General features: G+C 64.5%; 18 protein-coding genes. 8 read left to right on the top strand and 10 right to left on the bottom strand.

The features are described 5' to 3' along the window. Positions 1-51 precede the first annotated feature (51 nt). On the top strand, positions 52-1,839 hold the full coding sequence (gene lpdA / locus AC1DE1_RS19205) for a dihydrolipoyl dehydrogenase (RefSeq protein WP_477175082.1): 1,788 nt from the start codon (positions 52-54) through the stop codon (positions 1,837-1,839). A 67-nt stretch (positions 1,840-1,906) separates the two neighbouring features. Here lpdA and AC1DE1_RS19210 read toward each other — a convergent pair whose 3' ends face one another. The 6 genes from AC1DE1_RS19210 to AC1DE1_RS19235 all read right to left on the bottom strand — a co-directional run bounded on the left by AC1DE1_RS19210 (position 1,907) and on the right by AC1DE1_RS19235 (position 12,033). Then, a complete protein-coding gene (locus tag AC1DE1_RS19210) occupies positions 1,907-2,938 on the bottom strand; it encodes a hypothetical protein (RefSeq protein ID WP_441605394.1) in 1,032 nt (343 codons plus the stop codon). Positions 2,939-3,640: 702 nt separating this feature from the next. Continuing rightward, on the bottom strand, positions 3,641-4,309 hold the full coding sequence (locus AC1DE1_RS19215; RefSeq protein ID WP_477175081.1) for a hypothetical protein: 669 nt from the start codon (positions 4,307-4,309) through the stop codon (positions 3,641-3,643). 52 nt (positions 4,310-4,361) lie between these two features. Continuing rightward, positions 4,362-6,242 carry a tetratricopeptide repeat-containing sulfotransferase family protein gene (locus tag AC1DE1_RS19220; protein WP_477179264.1) on the bottom strand — a complete coding sequence of 627 codons (1,881 nt, stop codon included), beginning with the start codon at positions 6,240-6,242 and terminating at the stop codon, positions 4,362-4,364. Beyond that, positions 6,239-9,052, bottom strand: a complete 2,814-nt coding sequence (locus AC1DE1_RS19225; protein WP_477179265.1) for a TonB-dependent receptor plug domain-containing protein — start codon at positions 9,050-9,052, stop codon at positions 6,239-6,241. Before AC1DE1_RS19225 ends, AC1DE1_RS19220 begins: the two co-directional genes overlap by 4 nt. 170 nt (positions 9,053-9,222) lie before the next feature. Further along, entirely contained in the window at positions 9,223-10,326 is a 1,104-nt protein-coding gene (gene dinB, locus AC1DE1_RS19230) for a DNA polymerase IV (RefSeq protein WP_477175079.1), read from the bottom strand. A 381-nt stretch (positions 10,327-10,707) separates the two neighbouring features. Further along, positions 10,708-12,033: a flavohemoglobin expression-modulating QEGLA motif protein gene (locus AC1DE1_RS19235; RefSeq protein WP_477175078.1), complete on the bottom strand. Its 1,326-nt coding sequence runs from the start codon at positions 12,031-12,033 to the stop codon at positions 10,708-10,710. A 211-nt stretch (positions 12,034-12,244) separates the two neighbouring features. Between AC1DE1_RS19235 and AC1DE1_RS19240 the strand changes: the two genes are divergently transcribed. Together AC1DE1_RS19240 and AC1DE1_RS19245 are read left to right on the top strand one after the other, a co-directional pair. After that, positions 12,245-13,576 carry an APC family permease gene (locus tag AC1DE1_RS19240; protein ID WP_477175077.1) on the top strand — a complete coding sequence of 444 codons (1,332 nt, stop codon included), beginning with the start codon at positions 12,245-12,247 and terminating at the stop codon, positions 13,574-13,576. Positions 13,577-13,667: 91 nt separating this feature from the next. Then, positions 13,668-15,866 (top strand): beta-agarase, encoded by a 2,199-nt coding sequence (locus tag AC1DE1_RS19245; protein ID WP_477175076.1) that lies wholly within the window; start codon positions 13,668-13,670, stop codon positions 15,864-15,866. A 120-nt stretch (positions 15,867-15,986) separates the two neighbouring features. Here the strand turns inward: AC1DE1_RS19245 and AC1DE1_RS19250 are convergent, their stop codons facing one another. The 3 genes from AC1DE1_RS19250 to AC1DE1_RS19260 all read right to left on the bottom strand — a co-directional run bounded on the left by AC1DE1_RS19250 (position 15,987) and on the right by AC1DE1_RS19260 (position 17,966). Continuing rightward, positions 15,987-16,394 (bottom strand): hypothetical protein, encoded by a 408-nt coding sequence (locus AC1DE1_RS19250; protein WP_441605402.1) that lies wholly within the window; start codon positions 16,392-16,394, stop codon positions 15,987-15,989. A 67-nt stretch (positions 16,395-16,461) separates the two neighbouring features. Then, positions 16,462-16,938, bottom strand: coding sequence for an Mpo1 family 2-hydroxy fatty acid dioxygenase (locus AC1DE1_RS19255; protein ID WP_441605403.1), 477 nt, complete (start codon positions 16,936-16,938; stop codon positions 16,462-16,464). A 131-nt stretch (positions 16,939-17,069) separates the two neighbouring features. Further along, entirely contained in the window at positions 17,070-17,966 is an 897-nt protein-coding gene (locus tag AC1DE1_RS19260; RefSeq protein ID WP_441605404.1) for a phosphoribosylaminoimidazolesuccinocarboxamide synthase, read from the bottom strand. A 192-nt stretch (positions 17,967-18,158) separates the two neighbouring features. Here AC1DE1_RS19260 and AC1DE1_RS19265 point away from each other — a divergent pair, with 192 nt between their 5' ends. The 3 genes from AC1DE1_RS19265 to rpe all read left to right on the top strand — a co-directional run bounded on the left by AC1DE1_RS19265 (position 18,159) and on the right by rpe (position 20,091). Beyond that, positions 18,159-18,509 carry a c-type cytochrome gene (locus tag AC1DE1_RS19265; RefSeq protein WP_477175075.1) on the top strand — a complete coding sequence of 117 codons (351 nt, stop codon included), beginning with the start codon at positions 18,159-18,161 and terminating at the stop codon, positions 18,507-18,509. Then, positions 18,506-19,312, top strand: a complete 807-nt coding sequence (gene djlA / locus AC1DE1_RS19270) for a co-chaperone DjlA (protein WP_441605406.1) — start codon at positions 18,506-18,508, stop codon at positions 19,310-19,312. Before AC1DE1_RS19265 ends, djlA begins: the two co-directional genes overlap by 4 nt. Before the next feature lie 98 nt (positions 19,313-19,410). Beyond that, the gene (rpe, locus tag AC1DE1_RS19275) at positions 19,411-20,091 is read left to right on the top strand and encodes a ribulose-phosphate 3-epimerase (protein WP_477175074.1); all 681 of its coding nucleotides are present in this window, start codon (positions 19,411-19,413) and stop codon (positions 20,089-20,091) included. Positions 20,092-20,344: 253 nt separating this feature from the next. Here the strand turns inward: rpe and AC1DE1_RS19280 are convergent, their stop codons facing one another. Then, positions 20,345-20,476: a hypothetical protein gene (locus AC1DE1_RS19280; RefSeq protein ID WP_441605408.1), complete on the bottom strand. Its 132-nt coding sequence runs from the start codon at positions 20,474-20,476 to the stop codon at positions 20,345-20,347. Positions 20,477-20,860: 384 nt separating this feature from the next. Between AC1DE1_RS19280 and pdsR the strand changes: the two genes are divergently transcribed. Next, positions 20,861-21,550, top strand: a complete 690-nt coding sequence (gene pdsR / locus AC1DE1_RS19285; protein ID WP_046972653.1) for a proteobacterial dedicated sortase system response regulator — start codon at positions 20,861-20,863, stop codon at positions 21,548-21,550. Further along, on the top strand, positions 21,550-22,137 hold the full coding sequence (locus AC1DE1_RS19290; protein ID WP_477175073.1) for a hypothetical protein: 588 nt from the start codon (positions 21,550-21,552) through the stop codon (positions 22,135-22,137). The genes pdsR and AC1DE1_RS19290 overlap by 1 nt, the downstream gene beginning before the upstream one ends. The last annotated feature ends 13 nt before the right edge of the window (positions 22,138-22,150 follow it).

The raw sequence follows: 22,150 nt of genomic DNA on the forward strand, positions 1-22,150 counted from the left end.
ATCTTGCGTCGGTCCCTCACTGCGTAGCGAAAAGAAATTCAAGGATTCCCCATGGCAAGCACCATCGAAATCAAAGTCCCCGACATCGGCGGTCACGACAACGTGCCGGTGATCGAGGTGCTGGTGAAGGTCGGCGACACCGTCGCCAAAGAACAGAGCCTGATCACGCTCGAGTCGGACAAGGCCACGATGGAAATTCCGTCGAGCGCCGCTGGCGTGATCAAGGAACTGAGGGTCAAGGTAGGCGACGAAGTGTCCGAAGGCGCGCTGATCGCGGTGCTGGAAGTGGCCGATGGCGCCGCCAAGGCAGAAGCGCCCAAGGCCGCAGCTGCCGCACCGTCGCCCGCTCCGGCCGCTGCCGCGCCCGCGCCGGCACCTGCTGCAGCACCGGCACCGAAGGCCGCTGGCGCCTCGGGCCGCACGCCCGACATCGAATGCAAGCTGGTCGTGCTCGGCTCAGGCCCGGGCGGCTACACCGCCGCGTTCCGCGCCGCCGATCTCGACGTCGATACCGTGCTGGTCGAACGCTATGCCTCGCTCGGCGGCGTCTGCCTCAACGTGGGCTGCATCCCGTCCAAGGCGCTGCTGCATGCGGCAGCCGTGATCGACGAAGCCGAGGCCATGGCCGCGCACGGCGTCACCTTTGGCGCGCCCAAGCTCGACCTGGACAAGCTGCGCGACTTCAAGACCAAGGTGGTCGGCAAACTCACCGGCGGCCTGGCCAGCATGGCCAAGCAGCGCAAGGTGCGTACCGTGCAGGGCGTCGGCACCTTTGTGTCGCCCAACGAAATGGAAGTCCAGACGGCCGAAGGCACCAAGCTGCTGCGCTTCGAGCACGCCATCATCGCGGCCGGCTCGCAGGCGGTGCGCCTGCCGGCCTTCCCGTGGGACGACGAGCGCATCATCGATTCCACCGGTGCGCTTGAGCTCAAGGACGTGCCGAAGAAGCTGCTCGTTGTCGGCGGCGGCATCATCGGCCTGGAAATGGCCACGGTGTATTCCGCTCTCGGCAGTGAAGTGACCGTGGTCGAGTTCATGGACCAGCTGATCCCCGGCGCCGATGCCGACCTGATCAAGCCGCTGGCGCAGCGCCTGGCCAAGAAGCTCAAGGGCGTGCACCTGAAGACCAAGGTGGTCGAGGCCAAGGCCGGCAAGAAGGGCATCGAGGTCAGCTACGAAGGCGAAAGCATTCCCGAAACCACCGTGTTCGACCGCGTGCTGGTCGCCGTGGGCCGCTCTCCCAACGGCAACAAGATCGGCGCCGAGAAGGCTGGCGTGGCCGTGACCGATCGTGGCTTCATCAACGTCGATACGCAGATGCGCACCAATGTGCCGCACATCTATGCCATCGGCGACCTGGTCGGTCAGCCGATGCTGGCGCACAAGGCCACGCACGAAGCACGCGTGGCGGCGGAAGTCGTCGCCGGCATGAAGAGCTACTTCGATGCACGCGTGATCCCGTCGGTGGCATTCACCGATCCGGAAGTGGCATGGGTCGGCGTCTCCGAGCGCGAGGCGAAGGAAAAGGGCCTGAAGATCGGCGTGGGCAAGTTCCCGTGGGCGGCCAGCGGCCGCGCGATCGGCATCGATCGCACGGAGGGCTTCACCAAGCTGATCTTCGATGAGGAAACCCATCGCATCGTGGGCGCCGGCATCGTCGGCCCGCACGCGGGCGACCTGATCAGCGAGCTGTGCCTGGCCATCGAGATGGGCGCGGAAGCGGCCGATATCGGCCTCACCATCCATCCGCATCCCACGCTGGGTGAATCGGTGGGCATGGCGGCCGAAGTCTACGAAGGCACCATCACCGATCTCTATATTCCGAAAAAGAAGAAGTAAGCGATCGCATCGTGATGCACACGAAGAGCCCGGGGAAATCCCGGGCTCTTCTTTTTTGGCGAAGCGATCAGTTCGATTCGGTGAACTGGATCGACGGCGTGGACCCGCCGGAAGCGGTGCAGCTGCCGAGGTTGAGGTTGTTGCTCTCGCCGGTGGAGCCGGAGTTGGCCACGCAGGACGGCACGGCGGTGGAGCCATCGGTGACCGCAAGCTTCACGGTGATGGAGGAGCCGCTGTTGAACTGGGCTTCCGAACCGCCGGCATTGCCGACCACGTTGAACTCGCCGACCTTCCACACGCTGGCCAACAAGAGCACGCTGTCCTTGCCGCTGGAGCTATAGGCCGTGGTGCCATTGGTGAATACCACGGTGTCATTGCCACCAGCGGTGACGGTGCCGGTGAGCTTCACATTGCCCAGCTGCGTGGCCGCTACATCGGGTGCCGACGCCGCGGCGCTGTTCTTATAGCAATCGCCTTCACCGTCGCTGCCGAAACCGCTCGGGCAACGCGAACTGCCCCAGCCGATCAGCCAGTACTGCATGAACACGGCCGCCGAACCCTGCACCTCGTAGTCAGGCGCGTAGACGAACTGCTGCCACACCGTGCAACCCGAATGGCTCTTGCACACCGACGTGGTGTCGTCGAAGCTCGAATTGATCTGCAGCGAGTATTCGTTTGCGCCCAGGATGCCGCCGCCGCCATAGGCCGCTACGCCAACACCCTTCTCCGAGGTAACACCCGTCACCGACGGGAAGCTGCCCACGGCCTGCGTGATCAGGCTGCTGGTCTGGATGGTGTAGTCATTGCCGTTGCCCGCGGTTTGCGCAGCGCCACTATTGAACAGCTTGAAGCGCGGCACCGGCGCGACGCGCGGCTGCAGCGCGTGGCAGGCAGCCTGGTGCCAGATGACGCTGGGATAAGTGGCTTGGAAACAGCCTTCCGACGGCGTGGCGATGTGCGCCATGCTCTCGCGCCAGCTGGCCTGTGCCTGTTCTTCCAGCGAACCGATGCGGTTCGCCGTCTGGGCGGAAACGACGGCAGGCAGGCAGGCGGCGGCAATCAGGCCGGCAAGAACAGCGATCTTGGTTTGTGCACGCATTGATTTCTCCCTGATACGCGAATAGCTATTGGTTTCGACCCCGGGGAATTCCGGTGGCCGATCACAGGCAACAACTAACCCTCACGCCAGCAACGGAACGTTGCAGCGCGTCACTTGCGGTTGCGTTGATCCTTCCGGACGGAAGGAGTTGGAGCGATCACGTTTCGATCACGAACACTCAGAAAACCCGGTGATGGCGAGTGCTCTGCCGGGTTTGGTAACGCATAAAAATCATTGTTGCAAATCGAAATAAAGTGCGTCCGCCGCTGTAAGCAATTCGACAGCAAGCCCTGCATCGATCAAAGCGACGCGAGCTATTGAGTACAAACAAGTTCTTGTTTCGCGCATTAGGTGAACTTGCGCGTATCGATTTCCATGCTGTCGCAAAATTGCACGGACGCGAATGGCGCCATTGCGACGCCTTGATAAAACCTGCCTCGACGTGCTTCGTGCATGTCGCAGAGTGCTTAAAACAAGCGGTTTTCGTGATGCCGGCAATGTCTGTGACGTGCTGCGCACTTTGCGCACAGCGGCGCGTCGAGTTGTGACTGGTTCGTGAAGTCTTTCGGCGCGATGCATGGGATGCGAGCCACGCCGCATGCAGTGCGCAGTTTCATCGCGTTGTATTGCAGGGTGACTGCGATCACGTGAAGCGATGTGGCGCCACCGCCTTGCGACGGCGCCATCAGCTGCTGAAGTCGATCAATGCTCAGTCTTCGCCAGTGCAGCCTTGATCGGCTTCGACGCGTCTTGCAGGTACGCGATGGTCTCTTTCGAGCTGTTGATCATCTGCTGCGACACACTGAGGAATTCCACCGGGTCGACATCCCTGCCCAGGTTGATGCGCGTCTGCAGGTTGATCATCCGAGGCGCGTCGAGCGCCACCGTCGCGTTGTGCGTGGTCCAGCTGGCGGCATCGCGTACGGCGGCGTAAGCGGCGGTGTACCGATGCAGTTGCGCAACGTCGATCCACGTGGCCGACTGGTTGGCGACGGCGACGTCCCAGGCCTGCGTGTTGAAGGCGGGCCAGTTGATGCTGAGCCGGAAACCGCCGTTCAGCTCGCGGATGTGCTTGTTGATCTCGGCATCCGGCAAGCCTTTTTGCACGTCATCGTGGATGGCCTTGTCGATGGCGATCAGCGGCGCGAGCTTTTTCTCGTCGGTCTGGATGGCCGACTGGATGTCGCGCAGCATGGTGTCGAGCTCCGAATCGATCTGCGTGCTCGCATACTCGGCGGCGTGACGATGGTGCGCGCCCTCGATCCACTGTTCCAGGCCCAGCGCGGTCAGGATACTGAGCACGATCATCAGGTAGTGCTGCAGGAATTCGCGCAGCGAATGCATCTTCACCTTGGGGACTTCGAAATGCATGTTGAATTCTTCCATCGCGGTCATCAAACGCGCGGTGCCGCGGGCACCGCATTCAAGGGTTGGTTTCGTAGCCCAGCCGATCCAGCATGGGCTGCAGGATAGGCAGGACCGGTTCGAACATCTCGCGATAAGCGTGCCAGCGATTGACCGCCTTGCGATGGATGCCCTCGGTGACCTGCGCATAGCTGGGCGTGCTGATGTAACCCTTCGCCCGTGCGTGCTCGGCAAAGCGCGCCATCGGCGTGCTGTCCTCCAGCTGCAGGAATTGGCCGAGCCTGGCGACGTGTTCGTCGAAGCGGGATACCACCGATTCGTAGCGCCACTCAAGCACGCGCGGCGCGAAGACTTCGACATGGCGGAACCAATGATCGAATGCATCCACATAGCCACGCGCCAGCCGCTCCAGCGACGAACACAGCACCATGAACGCCGGTGAGCGAAAGGCCTGCATATAGCAACTCAGCAGGACGTCGCAGGGATGGCGCAGGCACAGGATGATGCGCGCTTCCGGGAACAACCGCATGATCATCGGCAGACACAACATGTTCAGCGGATTCTTGTCGACCAGCTGCCGGTCGCCCAGGTCCGGCGCGACTCGGCGCACGACGTCGGCGTAGATGCTGCGCAGCTGCTCCGCATTGCCCTGGGTGAGTCCGGCAAGATCGGCGGGATAGGACTGCCCCGCCAGCTGCATGCGCTTGATCAGCTCATAGATGAAAGCGCGCTCATCCATCGAACGGAAGCGTGGATGGGCGTCGAGCATCTGCTCAAGCAAGGTGGTACCCGAGCGCGGGAAGCCGACCACGAAGACAGGGCTCGCATCGCTGCCCGGAGCACGCAGGGCTGACCAGCGATCATGCGCGAGCCGGCTGACGGTGTGCTCCACCATCTCCAGCGGCTGACTATCTTCCTCCAGCATCTCCGGCACGAAGTCGCTGGCAAAGCGCAACTGCGCGGCATGTGCTTCCTGCAGTGCTTGCCAGGCCTCATCGTGCCGACCCTGCTTGTCGCGTATGCCGGCGAGGCTGAAAGCGGCATTGGCCTGCAGATGGGCGTCGCTGCGCTCGCCCTGCAGTTGTGCGAACAACTGCGCGGCCTGCTCGCGCTCGCCGTCACGGGCCGCCAAATTGGCGTGCACCTGGATGCCGGCGTGGCGCAGCTCCCGCTCGGCTGGCGGCAGCGAGCTCAACATGTCCAGCGGCAATTCGCTCAACTCGGCGCGGGCCTCCTCAAGACGATTGCTGCGCTCGTGCATCGAGGCGCGCAGCGCCGTGATCCGCCGCATCAGGGAAACGCGCTCTGGCCCCTCGGGCAGGATGGCTTGTGCCAGGCTGTGGAAGGCGCTGTCCTGATAGCCCAGGCTCGACAGGATGGTGGCCAGGATCAAGGCCTGGTCGGCCGTCTGCGCAGGCCACGCGTGCGCGCCTTCAAGCATCACCTCGGCGCCGCGGGTGTCGCCACAAAAGTGGCAGGCGTAGGCGGCCTGCAGGCGTGCCTCGATGAAGGTGGGCGCGAGTGTGACGGCTTCGAGCAGGATTTCTCGGGCCAATAGCCAGCGCTGTTGCTGTGCGTAGAGCAGGCCGAGGTTGTAGCAGACCTCCGCTTCGTGCGGCGCGAGCTCCAGGGCCCTGCGCAGCGCCTCTTCGGCGAGGTTCAGCTTCGACGTCTGTCGGGCGACGATGCCCAGGTTGTTCCAGTACGCGGAGACGTCCGGACGCCGCTGGGTGAGTTCGCGGCAAAGGACAAGCGCATCGTTGAGGTGACCTGTCGCCTGCTGCGCGGCGCTGAGCAAAAGCAGGCTGGTTTCATCGGCCTGGGACAGCTTGCCGATCGCGCGACCCAGTTCCAGCACGCGGGACATGTCGCCAGCGTTATAGGCGGCAAGCATGCTGGCCGCCAAGGCAGTGGGCGATGGATGTGCAGACGTGCTCATCGCCCGATCTTAACAGCGGTGTGGCCGCAGCGAGAGCTGCCCAGGTCAATCTTCGTGTGGATCGCCGCCCACTCGTAGCCTGCCTGGATGTTGTGGTACGTGATGCCACCCATCGGCATGGACACGGCCTGGCCGGTATCGGCGTAAGACGTGAGGTTGTTGAGGTGGTTGATGTAACGGCTCTGCCACTGGGCGCTCCAGTTGCCCAGTGCCCAGTTGATCGTCAACGCACCGCGCCAGCGGCTGATGTTGCCGAACTGCTGGGTGTAGGTGCCGGCATAGTTGATCGTCTCGGCACCCGGTGCGCCCGGGGTGGCGTCGTTCTTGAACGTATCGATGTACGTACCGCTGAGCGACGTCTTGAAGTTACCCGGGTTCACGCCGGCCACATCGAAGTGCGGGATGGCGTAGTTCAACGTGAAGTCGACGCCGCTGGTGCTGAGGTTGCCCAGGTTGACGTACGGCGTGTTGACGTAGTTGATGCCACCCGGGATCGAGGTGCCGGTGCCGTAGCGGTTGATGAAGGGGCAGTACGGGCTGCCGTTGTCGGCGTAGCACTCATTCAGCACGGTCTGCGCCTGAATGATGGTCAGCATGTCCTTCAGCGTGATGCGCCACAGATCCACCGTGCCCGACGCGCCTTCCAGCCAGCTCGGCGAGTAGACGAAGCCCAGGTCATAGGACTTGCCCTTTTCCGGCTTGAGCGTGCTGCCCACCGTCGCCGCACCCGAGTAGTGACCCGCAATCTGCGTATTGAGGGTGCTGGTGTAGTTGGTGTTGGGCGGCATGAACTGACAGGCCGCTGCGTGCTGCTGCAGCTGGGCTGCCGACAGGTTGTAGCACGGGTCGTTGACGGTCGGGTTGGTGATGGTCTGGCCGTCATACAGCTCGTCCAGGTTCGGCGAGCGGAACACCTGCGAAACGGTGCCGCGGACCAGCAGGTCCTGGATCGGACGATATTCCACCGCGAACTTGCCGTTGGTGGTGGTGCCGGTGGTGCTGTAGTTGGACGTGCGCAGGCCAAGGTCGACGTTCAACGAGTACGCCCAGGGCTGTTCGGAAAGCAGCGGGATCAGCGTTTCAGCGTAGATTTCCTTGACGTTGATGCTGCCGCTGGCCGGCGAACCGCAGGCTTCCTGCAACACCACGCAGGTGCCCTTGGAGATGTCGAGCAACGCATCGCTGGTGACGGTGTAATCCATCGTGTTCTTGCGATACAGCACGCCGGTGGACAGCTGCATGGTGCCGGCGGGCAGATCCCACAGGCCGCCCGACGCGTTGGCCTGCACCTGCTTCATGGTCTGCGTCATGGCGTAGACCGGGTTGCTCACGCCATTCTTGAGCTGCGCGGTCACTGCCGGATCGGCCTGGTCGAAGATATTCGCGCCCGCATCGATCGATGCCTGCAGGGCGGGAATGTTCACTTCGTTGAAGTTGGTCTGCACGCGATGCGTGCGGCCGTAGTCGACGCTCGCGTCCCAGATCCAGCTGTTGTTGCCACCGAAGTCGCCGCGCAGGCCCGCATTGACCTGCTGGTTATCGGTGCTGAAGGTGTGCACGCGATTGCCCACGCCGGTGAGGCGCGTGCTGATCAGGTTGTTGCCTGCCACCGCCGGATCACCGAACGGCACGCCGAACGGGTTGTTCGGATTGTTCGCGGCCACCGACCAGCCGTCCGTACCGCTGGTGGGTGCGGGCGCGTCCTGGCCGGACGAATGCGTGTGGTTGTAGAACGCATCGCCGAAGAAGGTGACGTGGTCGTTGATCTTGTAATTGCCGAGCACGAACAGGTTGGTGCGCTCGGACTGGGTCTGGATGTAGTTGAAGGCGTTGTAGTTGTAGACGTCGCTGGCGTTGTTGAAGCAGCGATAGTCACTGGGGCTGCTGCCGTTGCCGCTGGCCAGGGTGAGCAGGCCGGAGGTGCAACCCGCGGGCAGGTTGGGATTGCCCGCAGGCAGCTGGAACTTGCCGGTGGGAACCGTATGCGAGCCGGAGATCTGCGGGCCGGAGCTGTACAGCGACAGCTGATGCGCCGAGAAGCTGCGACGCGTGGCGATCACCGGATCCTGCTTGTTGTAGTCGATGCCCGCGACGATGTTGCCCTGGTCGCCGGTGGCGCCCACGGTGAACTGGCCACCATGACGCTGGCCATCGCCATGCGAGGAGATGCCGTCGTTGACGCTCAGCTCGGCGCCCTTGTAATCCTTGCGCAGGATGAAGTTCACCACGCCGCCGACCGCGTCCGAGCCATAGACCGTGGAGGCGCCGTTGGCCAGCACGTCCACGCGCTCGATCATGTTCTGCGGGATCATGTTGAGGTCGGGGTTGGCCAGGCGCTGGCCGTCGATCAGCACCAGGGTACGGTCGGTACCCAGGCCGCGCAGCGATACGCGTGCTGCGCCGTCGCCGCCTTCCAGCGTCGGGCTGGCGACGCCGCCGCCGTTGCTGTTGTTCTGCGTATTGGTCGCGTTGCCCGAGACACTGGGCAGCTGCTGGATCACATTGCCCAGCGTGGGCGAGCCGTTATTGGTGATCGCCGTGCGATCGATGGTCACCACCGGGTTGGCGGTTTCCGCGTCGACGCGGCGGATCAGCGAGCCGGTGACCGAAACAGCAGTAAGCGTCTTGGCCGTGGACTTGCTTGCGGCCTGGTCGGCGGTCCCCTGAGTCTGTGCGTTCGTTTGGGCCTGGTCGCCCGTTGCGTCCTTGTTTGCGACGTCCTCGGCCTGGGCCATCACGGCCGTGGAAGCGATACCTACGGAAAGCGCTAAACGTACCGCTATCGATAGTCGATTGTAATTGGACTGCATGGTTGTCTCCCCGAATTCGTAGGCAAAAGAGTCCCCGCTATAGGCGCCTAGACGTCTACAGGTGTTGCACCGCTTGATGGGTTCCCCGAGTCCACTGTTTCAGGAAATAGAGATCGAGACAAGACCTCTTTAACAATTCTTTCGGCCTAGGTTTACTTCCTTGCGTGGTTTCAGTTGAAACCAATAGCTCCAAACAGGTCGCTTTGCGCGACAAAGCTGTCGGCCTCCACGAAGCCCGCCAGTCCTACGCCGACCAGGCGATAGCGGGTTTGCGCCGGTCTTTCAACGCGATCACGCAGGGCACAAGCGATGTCGGCCAGCTCCCTCGCGGAGTCCGGACGTGAAGCTGGCGTGAGACTACGTGTCAGCGTGTGGAAGTCCGACGTCTTCAGTTTCAGGACCACGGTGCGCGCCACGCGCGCATGGTCGCCCGAAGCCTCGCGTTCGTGCGCAGCCCAGGCTTTTTCAGCCAATCGGCGTATATGCGGTTCGATCTCGTCCAGCGTCAGGTCGTGCTCGAAGGTGTCTTCAGCCGATACCTGCAGGGTGGGGCGATCAGGCTGCACGGGGTGGTCGTCGATGCCGAGCGAGAGCTCGTGCAGGCGTCGTCCCCAGCGCCCGAGGCGTTGTTCGAGCTCGAGCGCGTTGAAGCTGCGCACATCGCCGACAGTGACGATGCCCAGCTCGGCAAGCCTGGCTTCCATCACCTTGCCCACGCCGGGTAGGCGGCCTACCGGCAGCGGTGCAAGAAAGGCGGCAACCTGATGTGGGCGCACGACGAAGAGACCGTCAGGCTTGCGCCAGTCTGACGCAATCTTGGCAAGAAACTTGTTGGGCGCGACGCCAGCGGAGGCGGTGAGTTGGGTTTCTTCGCGAATCGCGTCGCGGATCGCCTCCGCCGTGGCCGTCGCCGAGGGCAGCCTGGTCAGGGTGGTGGTGACGTCGAGATAGGCCTCGTCCAGCGACAGCGGTTCGATCAGCGGCGTGTGGCGCGCAAAGATCTCGCGCACCTGCCGCGACACCGCCTTGTAGCGGCTGAAGTCGGGCGGCACGAACACCGCCTGGGGACACAGTCGCTCCGCGCGGACGGCAGGCATGGCCGAGCGCACGCCGAACTTGCGCGCCTCATAGCTTGCCGCACACACCACCGAGCGCGCACCGCGCCATGCGACCACCACGGGCCGGCCGCGCAACGAGGGATCGTCGCGTTGCTCCACCGACGCGTAGAACGCGTCCATGTCCACATGGATGATCTTGCGGGGTCGGGCGGACACGGTGCAGCGGTTGGTGGGAGAGGGGCATAGTCAAACACGAAACGGTCTCTCCGGCGCGTGGCGTGTCGGGCACAGGGTGCCCTCCCACAAAGGCGCGGTCACATCGGACCGCACCCCTCCCACAAATAGCGTGGTCACATTGGAGGACACCCCTCCACAAATAGCGCGGTCACATTGGAGGACACCCCTCCACAGATAGCGCGGTCACATTGGAGGGCCCCCTCCACAAATAGCGCGGTCACATTGGAGGGCCCCCTCCACAAATAGCGCGGTCACATTGGAGGGCCCCCCTCCACAAATAGCGCGGTCACATTGGAGGACACCCCTCCACAATGAGCGCGGTCACTGTGGGAGGGCACCCTGTGCCCGACTCGCGTTCCCTCATTGCCACAAGGTATGCAGGCTCTCGTCAATCCGCTCGTCCTCAAACTCCACGAAACGGTTGAGATCAAACGTATCGAGACGAAAACGCTGCGCCGCCGTAAAGAACGCCATCAGCGACAGAATGCGCTGCGGATTGCGCGCCCACGGCGGCACGTAAACCGCGCGGGCGATCAGGCCATCGTGCAGATAGGGACTGAGCGTGATGACGTCGGAGGTCGTCACGCGGCCGGCAAACAGCATGGGCAGCATTTCCGCATGCCCCGCCTGCAGCACTTTGCGGATGAACACATAGATGAGCATCACGCCTTCGAGATAGGCGCCATCCTTGGTGAAGCAGATGCGGCCCTTCGGATCGCCGCCGCGGAAGATGCGCGCCGCGCTCTGGTAGCTCTCGGTCGGCGTCTGCCCGGCTTCGAGAAAGCCGCGGAACACTTCGATGAAGTCGGCGCCATCAAGCGCGTTCTTCACGGCGACCACGCGCAAGGCGATGCGACGCAGCCGGTTCAGGTCGATCGCACCGGTGATGATTTCCGAGAACGTGGCCAGCCCTTCCTGCGTGCGCGTGGTGCGGGGCGCGCCCAGTCCCAGTGACTTGAAATAGGGCTGGTGCTTGCCGTTGAGCGAGGTCGCGGTATGCACGAACGCTTCGTGCTCAGTGAGCTGCTCCAGATCCAGCGCGGAAAACAAGGCAGTCGAACGCAGATTGATGCTCTTGCTGCCGGCCGTCGCTTTTGAAGGCAGATCCGGGTCGAGCACCACCTCGACCTTGTCCTTGTCGAAAAACGGGCCCAGCCGCTCGCGCAGGCGCCGGGCGAATTCCTCGGCGGGTATGTCGGCGGCGACACGCGGGATCTCTTCGCGATGGATCAGGTCGTCGCTGATGGCGAGCAGATCTTTGGCAGCGTCGACGGCATTGGAGGTCTGGCTGCGATACGTCGTGTCGGGGCGGCCATAGAGCGCGGTGGAGCATTGCGTGAAGCGTTCGGTGCCGATGTTCATCAGCATCTGCGCGGCCGTGCGGTAGCTCCACGCCGTCTTGAACAACCAATTGCCGATGGGATGCCCGCGATCGATCTTGTCCATGATGGCCTTCAGCGCGGCCGCTTCGCTGCTGAGGTCCGGATGGCGCACGGGAGGCTGCGGCAGCACCGGATCACCTTTCTCCCAGGAGGCGAGGAACGGCGCTTCCATGGATGCGGGCCAGTCGATGGCCTTCAGCACGCGGATTTTCTTGCCGACCTTCAAGAGTGCGTGGTCGCACTCAAGCAAGGGGCCGAGAGTCTTGTCGTCTTCGGGACGAACGGCGCTTGCGACGGTGCTCATGAGTCCTCCTCAGGGGCTGGTCGGGCGTGGCCAGCGCGCAGCGACGGAAACCTGGACTGTGCCCCCTCGGCCGTGACGCGTTGGCGAAGGGCCGCGCCTGCGGCCGAAAATTTCGCGGCGGTCCAGCATGTTGCAGCGAGATGTCGAAGAGTCGGCGCCAGTCGGCTATCGTCCGGGGCTCGATCTGTTGCGTAGGAAGCCGTGCCGCCCCATGACCGCTGAGACTTCTTCCGCGTATCTGCGCCGCCTGGGTACCTGGGATGCCGCGGCCATCGTCATCGGCGGCGTGATTGGCGCCGGCATTTTCCGCAGTGCCTCCACCGTGGCCGAACGCACCTCCTCCGGCGCGCAGCTGCTCACCCTGTGGGCGATCGGCGGCCTGCTCACGCTGGCCGGCGTGCTCTGCTACGCGGAGCTGGGCGCACGCCGGCCGCAGGCAGGTGGCGTCTACATCTATCTGCGCGAGGCCTATGGCCAGCTGCCGGCCTTCCTGTTCGGCTGGACCATGGCGCTGATCAATTACCCCGGCAGCGTCGCCGCCGTGGCCACCACGTTCGCCGACTACACGTGCGCCGCGGTCGGGCTCTCGCCGCAGATGTGGGTGAAGCCGGTGGCGGCGGGCGCCATCGCATTCATCGTGGGCGTCAATTTCTTCGGCATACGCGCGGGTTCGCGCATGTTGAACGTGTTCACGCTCTTGAAGCTATCGGCCATCGCCTTGGTGGTGGTCACTGGCGTGATCCTGGCGCATGGCCAGTTTGGCAATGTGCTGGCGACTGACACCACCAAATCGCTGCCGCCGGGCGCCCTGCTCGGAGCCTTGCTGCCGGTGTTGTTCACCTATGGCGGTTTCCACTATCTCAACGATCTGGCCGGCGAAGTACGCGAGCCGCAACGCACGCTGCCGCGCGCGCTGGGCCTGGGCCTGGGCGGCGTGGTCGTTTGCTACGTGCTGGTCAACTTTGCGTATCTCGCCGGGCTGGGGCACGCGGGCCTCGCGGCAAGCCAGGCGCCGGCAGCGGATTTGATGCGCCACCTGTTTGGCGAAAGCGGCGCCACGCTGATTGCGGTAGGCATCGCCTGTTCCACCTTCGGCTACTGCAGCATCGCCATCGCGGGCGGTGCACGCGTGCTGCAGACCATGGGCGCGGACGGCATGCTGTTCGGCCCGGTGGGTCGCATCCATGCACGCTCGCATGCGCCGCGCGTGGCGCTGGCGGTGCTGGGTGGCTGGGCCATCGTGCTGGTGATCTCCGGCAGCTTCGGCCAGCTGGTCGACTACACCACCGTGGGCGAGTGGTTGTCGCATGCGTTCGGCATCTCCACGCTGTTCTGGTATCGCCGCCGGTTCCGCGACGAGCCGTCGCCGTACCGGGTGCCGTTGTATCCCGTGTTGCCGCTGCTGTTTGTCTTGACCGTGCTGGGCGTGATCGTGGCGACCGCCATCCATTCCCCCGGCGACGCAGGCATGAGCCTGGTGCTGATCCTGGTGGGCGTGCCTGTCTACTACGCGTGGCGTGCATGGCAGCGGAGAGCGATGTGAACATGCCAGTGCAAAAACATGCGCCCGCCCAGCAAGGCGTCCTTCAGACGGCACAGGCATACTGCCGCCATTTCCCTGCACCGAGCCGCCGATGAACCGGATCGTTTTCCTTGCCATCGCGTGCCTGCCGGTGCTTGCGGGTTGCCATAAGGCAAGCGACACCGACCGGGCCGATCTCAGTCATGCCGCCGCCAAGCCTGCTCCTACGGCGAGCGCTCCCGCTGCACCGGTACCCACGCCCGCGCCGCCGTCGCCGCAGACCACGCTCGATCACGTCGTGCTCGACGGCAAGCCGGTCACGGTGCAGGGCATGTCCTTGCAGCGTTATGTATTCCAGCCGGCGGCGCAGCCGCAGGTCACGGTGATGCTGGACAAGGGCGACTGGTCGAAGGAAGGCTCGCTGCGCGTAGACATGCAGAATGCGATGCAGTGGGCGGTGACGCTCACCGTCGACATCGATGGCGCGAAGCCCGGCGAGCACCTGCATACGACCGTCGGCATTCCCGCCGGTGCGCCGCAGACGCTGGTGATACCGCTGCACGCCACCTCGCCGCGCGCAATGGGCATGCAGGCCGCTCCGCCCATGCCTTATATGGCCGGCGGCAAGCGCGTCTTCGTGGCGACCACGGTGGAAGGCACGCTGGATCTGGCGCATGTGAAGGCCGTGCGCCTGGGCACGCCCGCACCGACGGCGGCGCAGACCTTGATGTTCGGCAAGCTCGAGACGTCGCGCGGCGATCATGATCTTCGCGATGCCTATACCGGCATCGTCGACGCCTGGGGCCAGTACACGCGCGGCCAGTGGCCGGGCAAGGTCGATACCGATGAGGTATTGCGCGGCGGTCGTCCCAAGAGCAAGCCGGGCGCGACGGTCGAGGCGCCGGCGCCGCGCAAGGGTTTCGACCGCTATGGCGGTCGCACCGATGTGCCCGCGTTCAAAGCCACCGGCTGGTTCCGTACCGAGCAGCATGATGGTCGCTGGCAGCTGGTGACGCCGGAGGGGCATGCGTTCTTCTCGCTGGGCGTGAACGTGGTTGACGACGACGGCGGCCGCACGATCATCGAAGGCCGCGAATTCATGTTCAGGGATCTGCCGCGCGACAGCGGCCGCTGGGCGCCGTTCTACGGCACCACCGGCAAGAGCGGCGGCGACCAGGGGGCGTCGGCGGGCATCGCCTATCACCAGGGCAAGTGGTTCGATTACTACTCGGCCAACCTGTTCCTGGCCGATGGCCGGCATTGGCGGCAGGCGTGGCGCACGCGCACCATCGAGCGCCTCGACAACTGGGGCTTCAACACCCTGGGCAACTGGAGCGACGACGCACTGAGCCAGATGCATCGCATGGCGTATACGCGTTCGGTGAATATCGCCGGCGTGTTCGGCAATGTCTCCAGCGGCTACGACTACTGGGGCCGCATGCCTGATCCATTCGACCCGCGCTTTGCGCAGGCGGCCGATGCCGCCGCGGCGCAGGCGGCCAAGGAAGTGCGTGACGACCCGTGGATGCTCGGCTATTTCGCCGACAACGAACTGGCCTGGGCGGGCCAGGGTCCGCAGGGACGTTGGGGTCTGGCGCAGGGCACGCTGCGCGGCGAAGCGCGCAGCCCGGCCAAGCAGGCTTTCATCGCGGAGTTGAAGAAGAAGTACGGCACGCCGGCGAAACTGGCGGCGGCCTGGGGTATCTCGCTGGATTCATGGGATGCGCTCAACGCCACCAACTTCGCGGCGCCCCATCCGGACGAGGCGCATGCCGCCATCGCGGACGATTACAGCGCGTGGCTGCGCACGTACGCGGATCAGTATTTCCGCACCGTCTCGCAGGCCATCCACAAGCACGATCCGCATCACCTGTTCCTGGGCGGACGCTTTGCCGTGCACACGCCCGAAGCGGTGGCGTCATGCGCGCAGTTCTGCGACGTGGTGAGTTTCAACGGCTACGCCGATCTACCCGAGCATGCGTTTGACGCAGCGGCGTTCGCCAAGCTCGACAAGCCTGCCTTGATCACCGAGTTCCATTTCGGCTCCGACGACCGCGGTCCGTTCGGCAAGGGCGTGGTACCGGTGTGGAACGAGCAGCAGCGCGGCGAGGCGTACGCGCACTACGTCGCCGACGCGGTGGCCAATCCGTCCATCGTGGGCGTGCACTGGTTCCAGTATGTCGACCAGCCGGTCACCGGCCGCGTGCTCGATGGCGAGAACGCGCACATCGGCCTGGTGGCGATCACCGACCGGCCGTTCACGCATTTTGTCGAAGCGGTGCGCGCGGCGAATCGCAAGACCGGTTACTGACAACCGGCGATACCCTTGTAGGAGCGCACTCGTGCGCGACCGCGGCGCCGGGTTGTTCCTCGCGGACTGATGTCGCGCACAAGTGCGCTCCTACACAAGAAGGGCAGGCGCGAGACGAGATCAGGCGAGGCTGGTCGCCGCCCCAAACGCCACTGCCATCACAACAGCCACCGCCATGCACGCACTCGCTGGCCGAATGCGATGCGCATCGATGCGTGGAATCAGCCGCCACAGCACAAACACGCCGACGATCATGTCCACCACCAGCGCCCCACGCAGTAGCGGTGAGGCGAGCAGCAGTGCGTACGGCGGTTTGGTGTGACCTTCATGGATGGCCACGCCGGCCACGATCAGCAGGCCGATCAGATTCCAGACCAGGCATGCCAGATACGTGCGGTTGAACACCACCGGACAACGCTCCACCCAGCGCAGCACCGACCACGCGAGTATCGCGAAGAACAACGCGCCGATGCTGCTGTAGAGCACCCACCAGAGCAGGGTGCTGATTAGGGTAAGCAGGGTGGTCATGCAGTGTTCCTGGTTCTTTTGTTCCTCATTCCGGCCTGCGCCGGAATGACGGGTAGGGGCGGGCGCCTTAGATACCCACGCGCCGCAACAACTTATCCATCAACCAAGCCGGCCCCACCAGCAGATACGCCAGGTCGGTGAAAAAACTCGGCCGGCGACCTTCAATGGCATGGCCAATGAACTGCCCAATCCACGCCACCACGAACACGCCGATACCGGTAAGCAGCAAGTTGTGCGCACCCAGCGTGCGATAGGCGAACTCGGTGAGCAGGCATAGCAGCACCAGCACCACGAACAGGGCGGCTGCGAGGCGGCGGGACTTCTTCCAGTACCAGGTAAACGCCAGCACCAGGGCAAGCACTGACCAGAAGCCGGGGCGGCCGATCATCGGCGGCACCGGGATGGTCCACATCATGGCGATCGCGCACCACAGGATCAGCGGCACGCAGATCCAGTGCAGCAAGCGGTTGGTCGGGTTTTGATGATCGCTGCTGTAACTGTCGAGCCAGCCTTGCATGCCTTGCGTCGAATCGGTTGCTGCCATCGTTGAGCCCCCCGCTCATGGAAAAAGATGGGATATCGGCCACGCCGCATAGGAGTGGCCGAGTCCAGCTGTCGACGGAACGCTAGCACGCCCTCGCGCGCAATCCACCCGGTGCGATCAATCGCCGCCGATCAATCGACGGTGATATTGGCCAGGCGCTGCAGCGCTTCGGCGTACTTGGCCGAGGTGGCCGCGATGACATCGGCGGGCACGTTCGGGCCGGGCGCGGTCTTGTTCCAGTCCAGCGTTTCCAGGTAGTCGCGCACGAACTGCTTGTCGTAGCTGGGCGGGCTGATGCCCACCTGATAGGACTCGGCCGGCCAGAAACGCGAAGAGTCGGGCGTGAGCATCTCGTCCATCACGTAGAGCTTGCCGGTCTCGTCGCTGCCGAATTCGAACTTGGTGTCGGCGATAATGATGCCGCGCTCGGCCGCATACGCCGCCGCCCACTTGTAGATGGAAAGCGTCGCCTCGCGCACCTGCTCGGCCAGCTCGGGGCCGACGGCGGCGACTACCGCATCGAAGCTCACGTTCTCATCGTGGTCGCCCACGGCGGCCTTGGTCGACGGGGTGAAGATCGGCTCCGGCAGCTGCTGCGCCTGCTTGAGCCCGGCCGGCAGCTTGATGCCGCACAGCGAGCCGGTGGCCTGATAGTCCTTCCAGCCCGAGCCGATGATGTAGCCGCGCGCAATCGCTTCCACCGGCACCGGCTTCAGGCGGCGCGTGACCACGGCGCGCTTTTCGTACAGCTTCAGATCGGTGCCGGCGGGCAGCACGTCGGCCAGCGGCACGTCGAGCAGGTGGTTGGGCACCAGGTGCGCGGTCTTGGCGAACCAGAAGTTGGAAATCTGCGTGAGCATTTCGCCCTTGCCCGGAATCGGATCGGGCAGCACCACGTCGAACGCCGACAGGCGGTCGCTCGCCACGATCAGCAACCGGTTCCCAGGCAGCGCATAAACGTCGCGCACCTTGCCGCGATGGATCAGCTCAAGGCCCGGAAGATTCGATTGCAGCAGGGTGGTGGGCACGTCGTTCGCTCCTGAGAAGGCCGACCTGGCATGGCAGGCCGGAAATCGGCGGTACGACCCCGGACGGGTCGCGATCAAGCCCGCCATTCTACCGGGTGACGCCAGGGCGCGAGGTGTTGCGACCTCAGGTCCCTCCCGGCAGGGCTAGGAGCGGCTGCTAGACTGGGCGCTTTTTGAGCCCGGGTCTTTGTCATGGTCCAGCCGCCCAGCCACCGTCGGCGTTTGTTCCGGCACCTCCCATTCGCCCTGTTGGCGTGGGTTGCCGTGGCCTCGGTGCAGGCCGCCGCGCCGGCCAAGCCGGCGCGCCTGGGGCTGTGCGCCGCCTGCCATGGCGAAACCGGCATGGCGCAGATTCCGGGTGCACCCAATCTCGCCGGGCAGAAGCTCGATTACCTGCGCGAAGCGCTCAAGCAATACCGCGACGGTCGCCGCAACGTGCCGTTGATGCGGGCGGCGATCGGCCCCATGAGCGATGCCGACCTCGATGAACTGGCGCGCTGGTACAGCGCGCAAACGCCGTCGCCCACCCAAGGCAACCCATGAATTTCACCTGGACCATCTGGCTCGCCCTCTTCGGACTGATCTTCGGCCACGGGCTGCCCGGCGCCGTGGTGGGCGGCATCACCGGTTTCATCATCGACAGCCTGCGCCAGGGCCAGCGCCGTCGCGCCACGCCCCAGGCCGGCGGTTACATCAGCCCGCTGTTCGCCTTGCTGGGTGCCGTGGCCAAATCCGATGGCCGCGTGTCGGAGGCGGAAATCGCCGTCGCCGAGCGCCTGATGCAGCGCATGGGTCTTGAACAGGACGCACGCAAGCAGGCCGTCACCGCGTTCAACGCCGGCAAGCAGCCGGAGTTCAACGTGACGCCGGCCATCGAGGAATTGCGCCGCTGGGTGGGCCTGCGCCGCGACCACGCTTTCCCGGTGCTGGACGTGGTGATCGAGACGGTGATCGCCGAAGGCAATCCGCCGCCCGAAAAAATGGCCATCCTGCGCCAGCTCGCTTTCGCGCTGCGCGTGAGCGACATGGAACTGATGGCGCTGATGGCGATGAAGGGCTATGCCTGGAACGCCAGCGGCGGCTCGCGCGGCTATGGCCAGCGCGGCAACGGCGGCTACGTGCCGCCTCAGCGCAATACGAACGGCCCCGATCCGTACACCGTGCTCGGCATCGCGCGCGATGTGGACGACCGCGCGGTGAAGCGCGCCTATCGCAAGCTGATTTCCGAACACCACCCCGATCGCCTGGGCGACCTGCCTGAGACGATGCGCAAACAGGCCGAATCGCGCGCCAGCGAGATCAATGCCGCCTACGAGCGGATCAAGGCCGAGCGCGGGTTCAAATAAACTCTGCCGTGACCTGCAGGAGCGCACCCTGTGCGCGACCGCAGACCATCACGACACCTCAGGTCGCGCACAAGGTGCGCTCCTACAGGAAACCGAATATGAGCAAGCAAACCAACGTCATCGCCCCGTCCATCCTCTCCGCCGACTTCGCCCGGCTGGGCGAGGACACCGCCAAGGCGCTGGCCGCTGGCGCGGACTGGGTGCACTTCGACGTGATGGACAACCACTACGTACCCAACCTCACCATGGGTCCGATGGTGCTCAAGGCGCTGCGCGACTACGGCATCACCGCGCCGATCGACGTGCACCTGATGGTCAAGCCGGTCGATCGCATCGTGCCGGACTTCGCCAAGGCCGGCGCCAGCGTGATCAGCTTCCATCCGGAAGCGAGCGAGCATGTGGATCGCACCCTGGGCCTGATCAAGGATTCCGGCTGCCAGGCAGGCCTGGTGTTCAACCCGGCCACCTCGCTGGACTGGCTCGACTATGTGATGGACAAGCTCGACCTGATCCTGCTGATGTCGGTGAACCCGGGCTTTGGCGGACAGAAGTTCATCCCCTCTGCGCTGGACAAGCTGCGTGAAGTGCGCCGTCGCATCGATGAAAGCGGCAGGCCGATCCGCCTGGAAATCGATGGCGGCGTGACGGCGGCGAATATCGGGGAAATTTCGGCGGCGGGCGCGGATACCTTCGTGGCCGGCTCGGCCATCTTCAACGCGCCGGACTACCAGGCCGTGATCGCGGCCATGCATCAGCAGCTGGCCGCCGTGCGCGGCTGATCAGCGGTTCCGGGCAGAAAAATCCCGGCGCTGTTAACGCCGGGAGAAGTTTCGTCGGAACGACGTGTGAGGAGACCACACAACGGCCGCTGATCCACGGCAAGAATCCGCGACCGTCAGAACTTCTGACCGGGTTTTTGCGATTTGGTTCCCGTCGAGACGTCATCATCTTTCGATAGCGCTTTGTTAACGCTAGAAAAAAATCCCCGCCGGTGGGCGGGGAAGGAACGTGCCTAGGATGGGAACACGGTGGTTACATGGGTTGCCAGTCGGGGTCGGGTTCGTCCGCCCCGGCGGCCGGCGCGCTTCCATGCGCACCAGCCGCTTCCATGGCTTCCACGGGTAAGGAAAAGAAGGGGTCGTTCAGGTCGAAGTCGCTGCTCATAGCGGGTCTCCTCAGTGCAGGCTCATGACCAGGCCCAGTAATAGCCCACCGAGTGCCAAGATCACGCGAAGCGGCTCAAAACCCCGCAATTCGGCGTTGGGATCGACATGGGCTTGATCGGTGGGACGCATCACTGGACTCCTGCAAGGACGAGCCCATTGAGCGGCCGGCAAGGGCATAGGGCGGGACCCGGATATGGCAAAACGCGGGCAAGATCGGCCCGGCCTCGGGCGGCCACGCCCGATCGTGACGCCGGTCCCACCTTCTGTGGCGGCCAGCCGGCCCAACATGGCGAAACGCGGGCATTGCGTGGCGATGGCTTGCGCGGCCTGGGCCCAGGCTTCACGCTGCGCGGCGTTGCCAGGGAATCCTCAGGAGTGAAGCATGGGCCGCAGTATCGCCATCGTCGAAGACGAGCCGCTGATCCGCGCGAATTACGTCGAAGCGCTCAACCGCTTCGGCTATGAGACGCGTGGCTACGGCTCGCGGCAGGAAGCCTCCAGCGCGTTCGCGATGCGCCTGCCCGAGCTGGTCATCATCGACATCGGCCTGGGCGACGAGCCCGAAGGCGGCTTTGACCTGTGCCGCGAACTGCGCGCCAAGTCGGCCACGCTGCCGATCATCTTCCTCACCGCGCGCGATTCGGATTTCGACGTGATCTCCGGCCTGCGCCTGGGCGCGGACGACTATCTGAGCAAGGACACCAGCCTGCACCAGCTGGCGGCGCGCATCGCGGCGCTGTTCCGCCGCATCGAGTCGCTGAAGGTGCCGGCCAGCAGCGAGACGGTGATCGAGCACGGCCCGCTCAAGCTCGAGTCCGAGCGCATGCGCATCACCTGGAACCACGAAGAGATCCCGCTCACCGTCACCGAGTTCTGGATGGTGCACACGCTGGTGCGTTTCCCCGGCCACGTGAAGAATCGCGACCAGCTGATGCGTGAGGCCGAGTTGGTGGTGGACGACGCCACCATCACCTCGCACATCAAGCGCATCCGCAAGAAGTTCATCGCCGTGGCGCCGGAGTTCGACGCCATCGAGACGGTGCATGGCGTGGGTTATCGATGGAAGCCGTGATGAAGCGCTGGTGTTGGGGGCTGCCGTTGTTGCTGCTGGTATCCATTGCGCAGGCCGCGCCTGCAGACAAGGTGGCGAGGGTATCCGGCGCAGCGGATGGGGACGTTCCCGGCTGGACGATTCGGGCGTCCACGCCTGACGGCTGGACGCAGGACTGCTGCATGTACGCCAAGGCGATCGGCGTGAACCTGGTGATGTACAAGGGCGAATGGACCGGCGAGCCCGAGCGCGTGATCGTGCTCAACGTCTGGAACGCCAAGCTCTCCTCGCTCGAGGCCGAATTGCAGGACGACAGGCATCGCTATCTGGAACGCGATCCGGCCGGCAAGGCGAGCGTGTTCGCCGTCGACAACAAGACGGTGAACTGCCGCGGCGTGCTGTTCGAAGGCAGCGACCACAAGGACGATGCGGTGGTCTTTTGCGATCCCGGCCTGGCCAGCGGCATCCGTTTCAGCTGGTCGATGACGCTGGCGCATGACGATGCACAGAAGGCGGACCTGCTCGCCTTGTTCCGCCACGTGGCCGGGCTGTCGCAATACACCAGGCAAGCGTCGGCCGGGCAGGGTGCTGCCAAGACGCAGCATTGAGCGGCGTTTTCAG

The organism is Dyella sp. 05T440 (assembly GCF_056395965.1).

What these genes read in the sequence shown, in the direction of transcription:
- lpdA (WP_477175082.1), top strand. Translation starts at nt 52, where the DNA reads ATGGCAAGCACCATCGAAATCAAAGTCCCCGACATCGGCGGTCACGAC.
- AC1DE1_RS19210 (WP_441605394.1), bottom strand. Translation starts at nt 2,938, where the DNA reads ATGCGTGCACAAACCAAGATCGCTGTTCTTGCCGGCCTGATTGCCGCC.
- AC1DE1_RS19215 (WP_477175081.1), bottom strand. Translation starts at nt 4,309, where the DNA reads ATGCATTTCGAAGTCCCCAAGGTGAAGATGCATTCGCTGCGCGAATTC.
- AC1DE1_RS19220 (WP_477179264.1), bottom strand. Translation starts at nt 6,242, where the DNA reads ATGAGCACGTCTGCACATCCATCGCCCACTGCCTTGGCGGCCAGCATG.
- AC1DE1_RS19225 (WP_477179265.1), bottom strand. Translation starts at nt 9,052, where the DNA reads ATGCAGTCCAATTACAATCGACTATCGATAGCGGTACGTTTAGCGCTT.
- AC1DE1_RS19235 (WP_477175078.1), bottom strand. Translation starts at nt 12,033, where the DNA reads ATGAGCACCGTCGCAAGCGCCGTTCGTCCCGAAGACGACAAGACTCTC.
- AC1DE1_RS19240 (WP_477175077.1), top strand. Translation starts at nt 12,245, where the DNA reads ATGACCGCTGAGACTTCTTCCGCGTATCTGCGCCGCCTGGGTACCTGG.
- AC1DE1_RS19245 (WP_477175076.1), top strand. Translation starts at nt 13,668, where the DNA reads ATGAACCGGATCGTTTTCCTTGCCATCGCGTGCCTGCCGGTGCTTGCG.
- AC1DE1_RS19250 (WP_441605402.1), bottom strand. Translation starts at nt 16,394, where the DNA reads ATGACCACCCTGCTTACCCTAATCAGCACCCTGCTCTGGTGGGTGCTC.
- AC1DE1_RS19255 (WP_441605403.1), bottom strand. Translation starts at nt 16,938, where the DNA reads ATGGCAGCAACCGATTCGACGCAAGGCATGCAAGGCTGGCTCGACAGT.
- AC1DE1_RS19265 (WP_477175075.1), top strand. Translation starts at nt 18,159, where the DNA reads ATGGTCCAGCCGCCCAGCCACCGTCGGCGTTTGTTCCGGCACCTCCCA.
- djlA (WP_441605406.1), top strand. Translation starts at nt 18,506, where the DNA reads ATGAATTTCACCTGGACCATCTGGCTCGCCCTCTTCGGACTGATCTTC.
- rpe (WP_477175074.1), top strand. Translation starts at nt 19,411, where the DNA reads ATGAGCAAGCAAACCAACGTCATCGCCCCGTCCATCCTCTCCGCCGAC.
- AC1DE1_RS19280 (WP_441605408.1), bottom strand. Translation starts at nt 20,476, where the DNA reads ATGAGCAGCGACTTCGACCTGAACGACCCCTTCTTTTCCTTACCCGTG.
- pdsR (WP_046972653.1), top strand. Translation starts at nt 20,861, where the DNA reads ATGGGCCGCAGTATCGCCATCGTCGAAGACGAGCCGCTGATCCGCGCG.
- AC1DE1_RS19290 (WP_477175073.1), top strand. Translation starts at nt 21,550, where the DNA reads ATGAAGCGCTGGTGTTGGGGGCTGCCGTTGTTGCTGCTGGTATCCATT.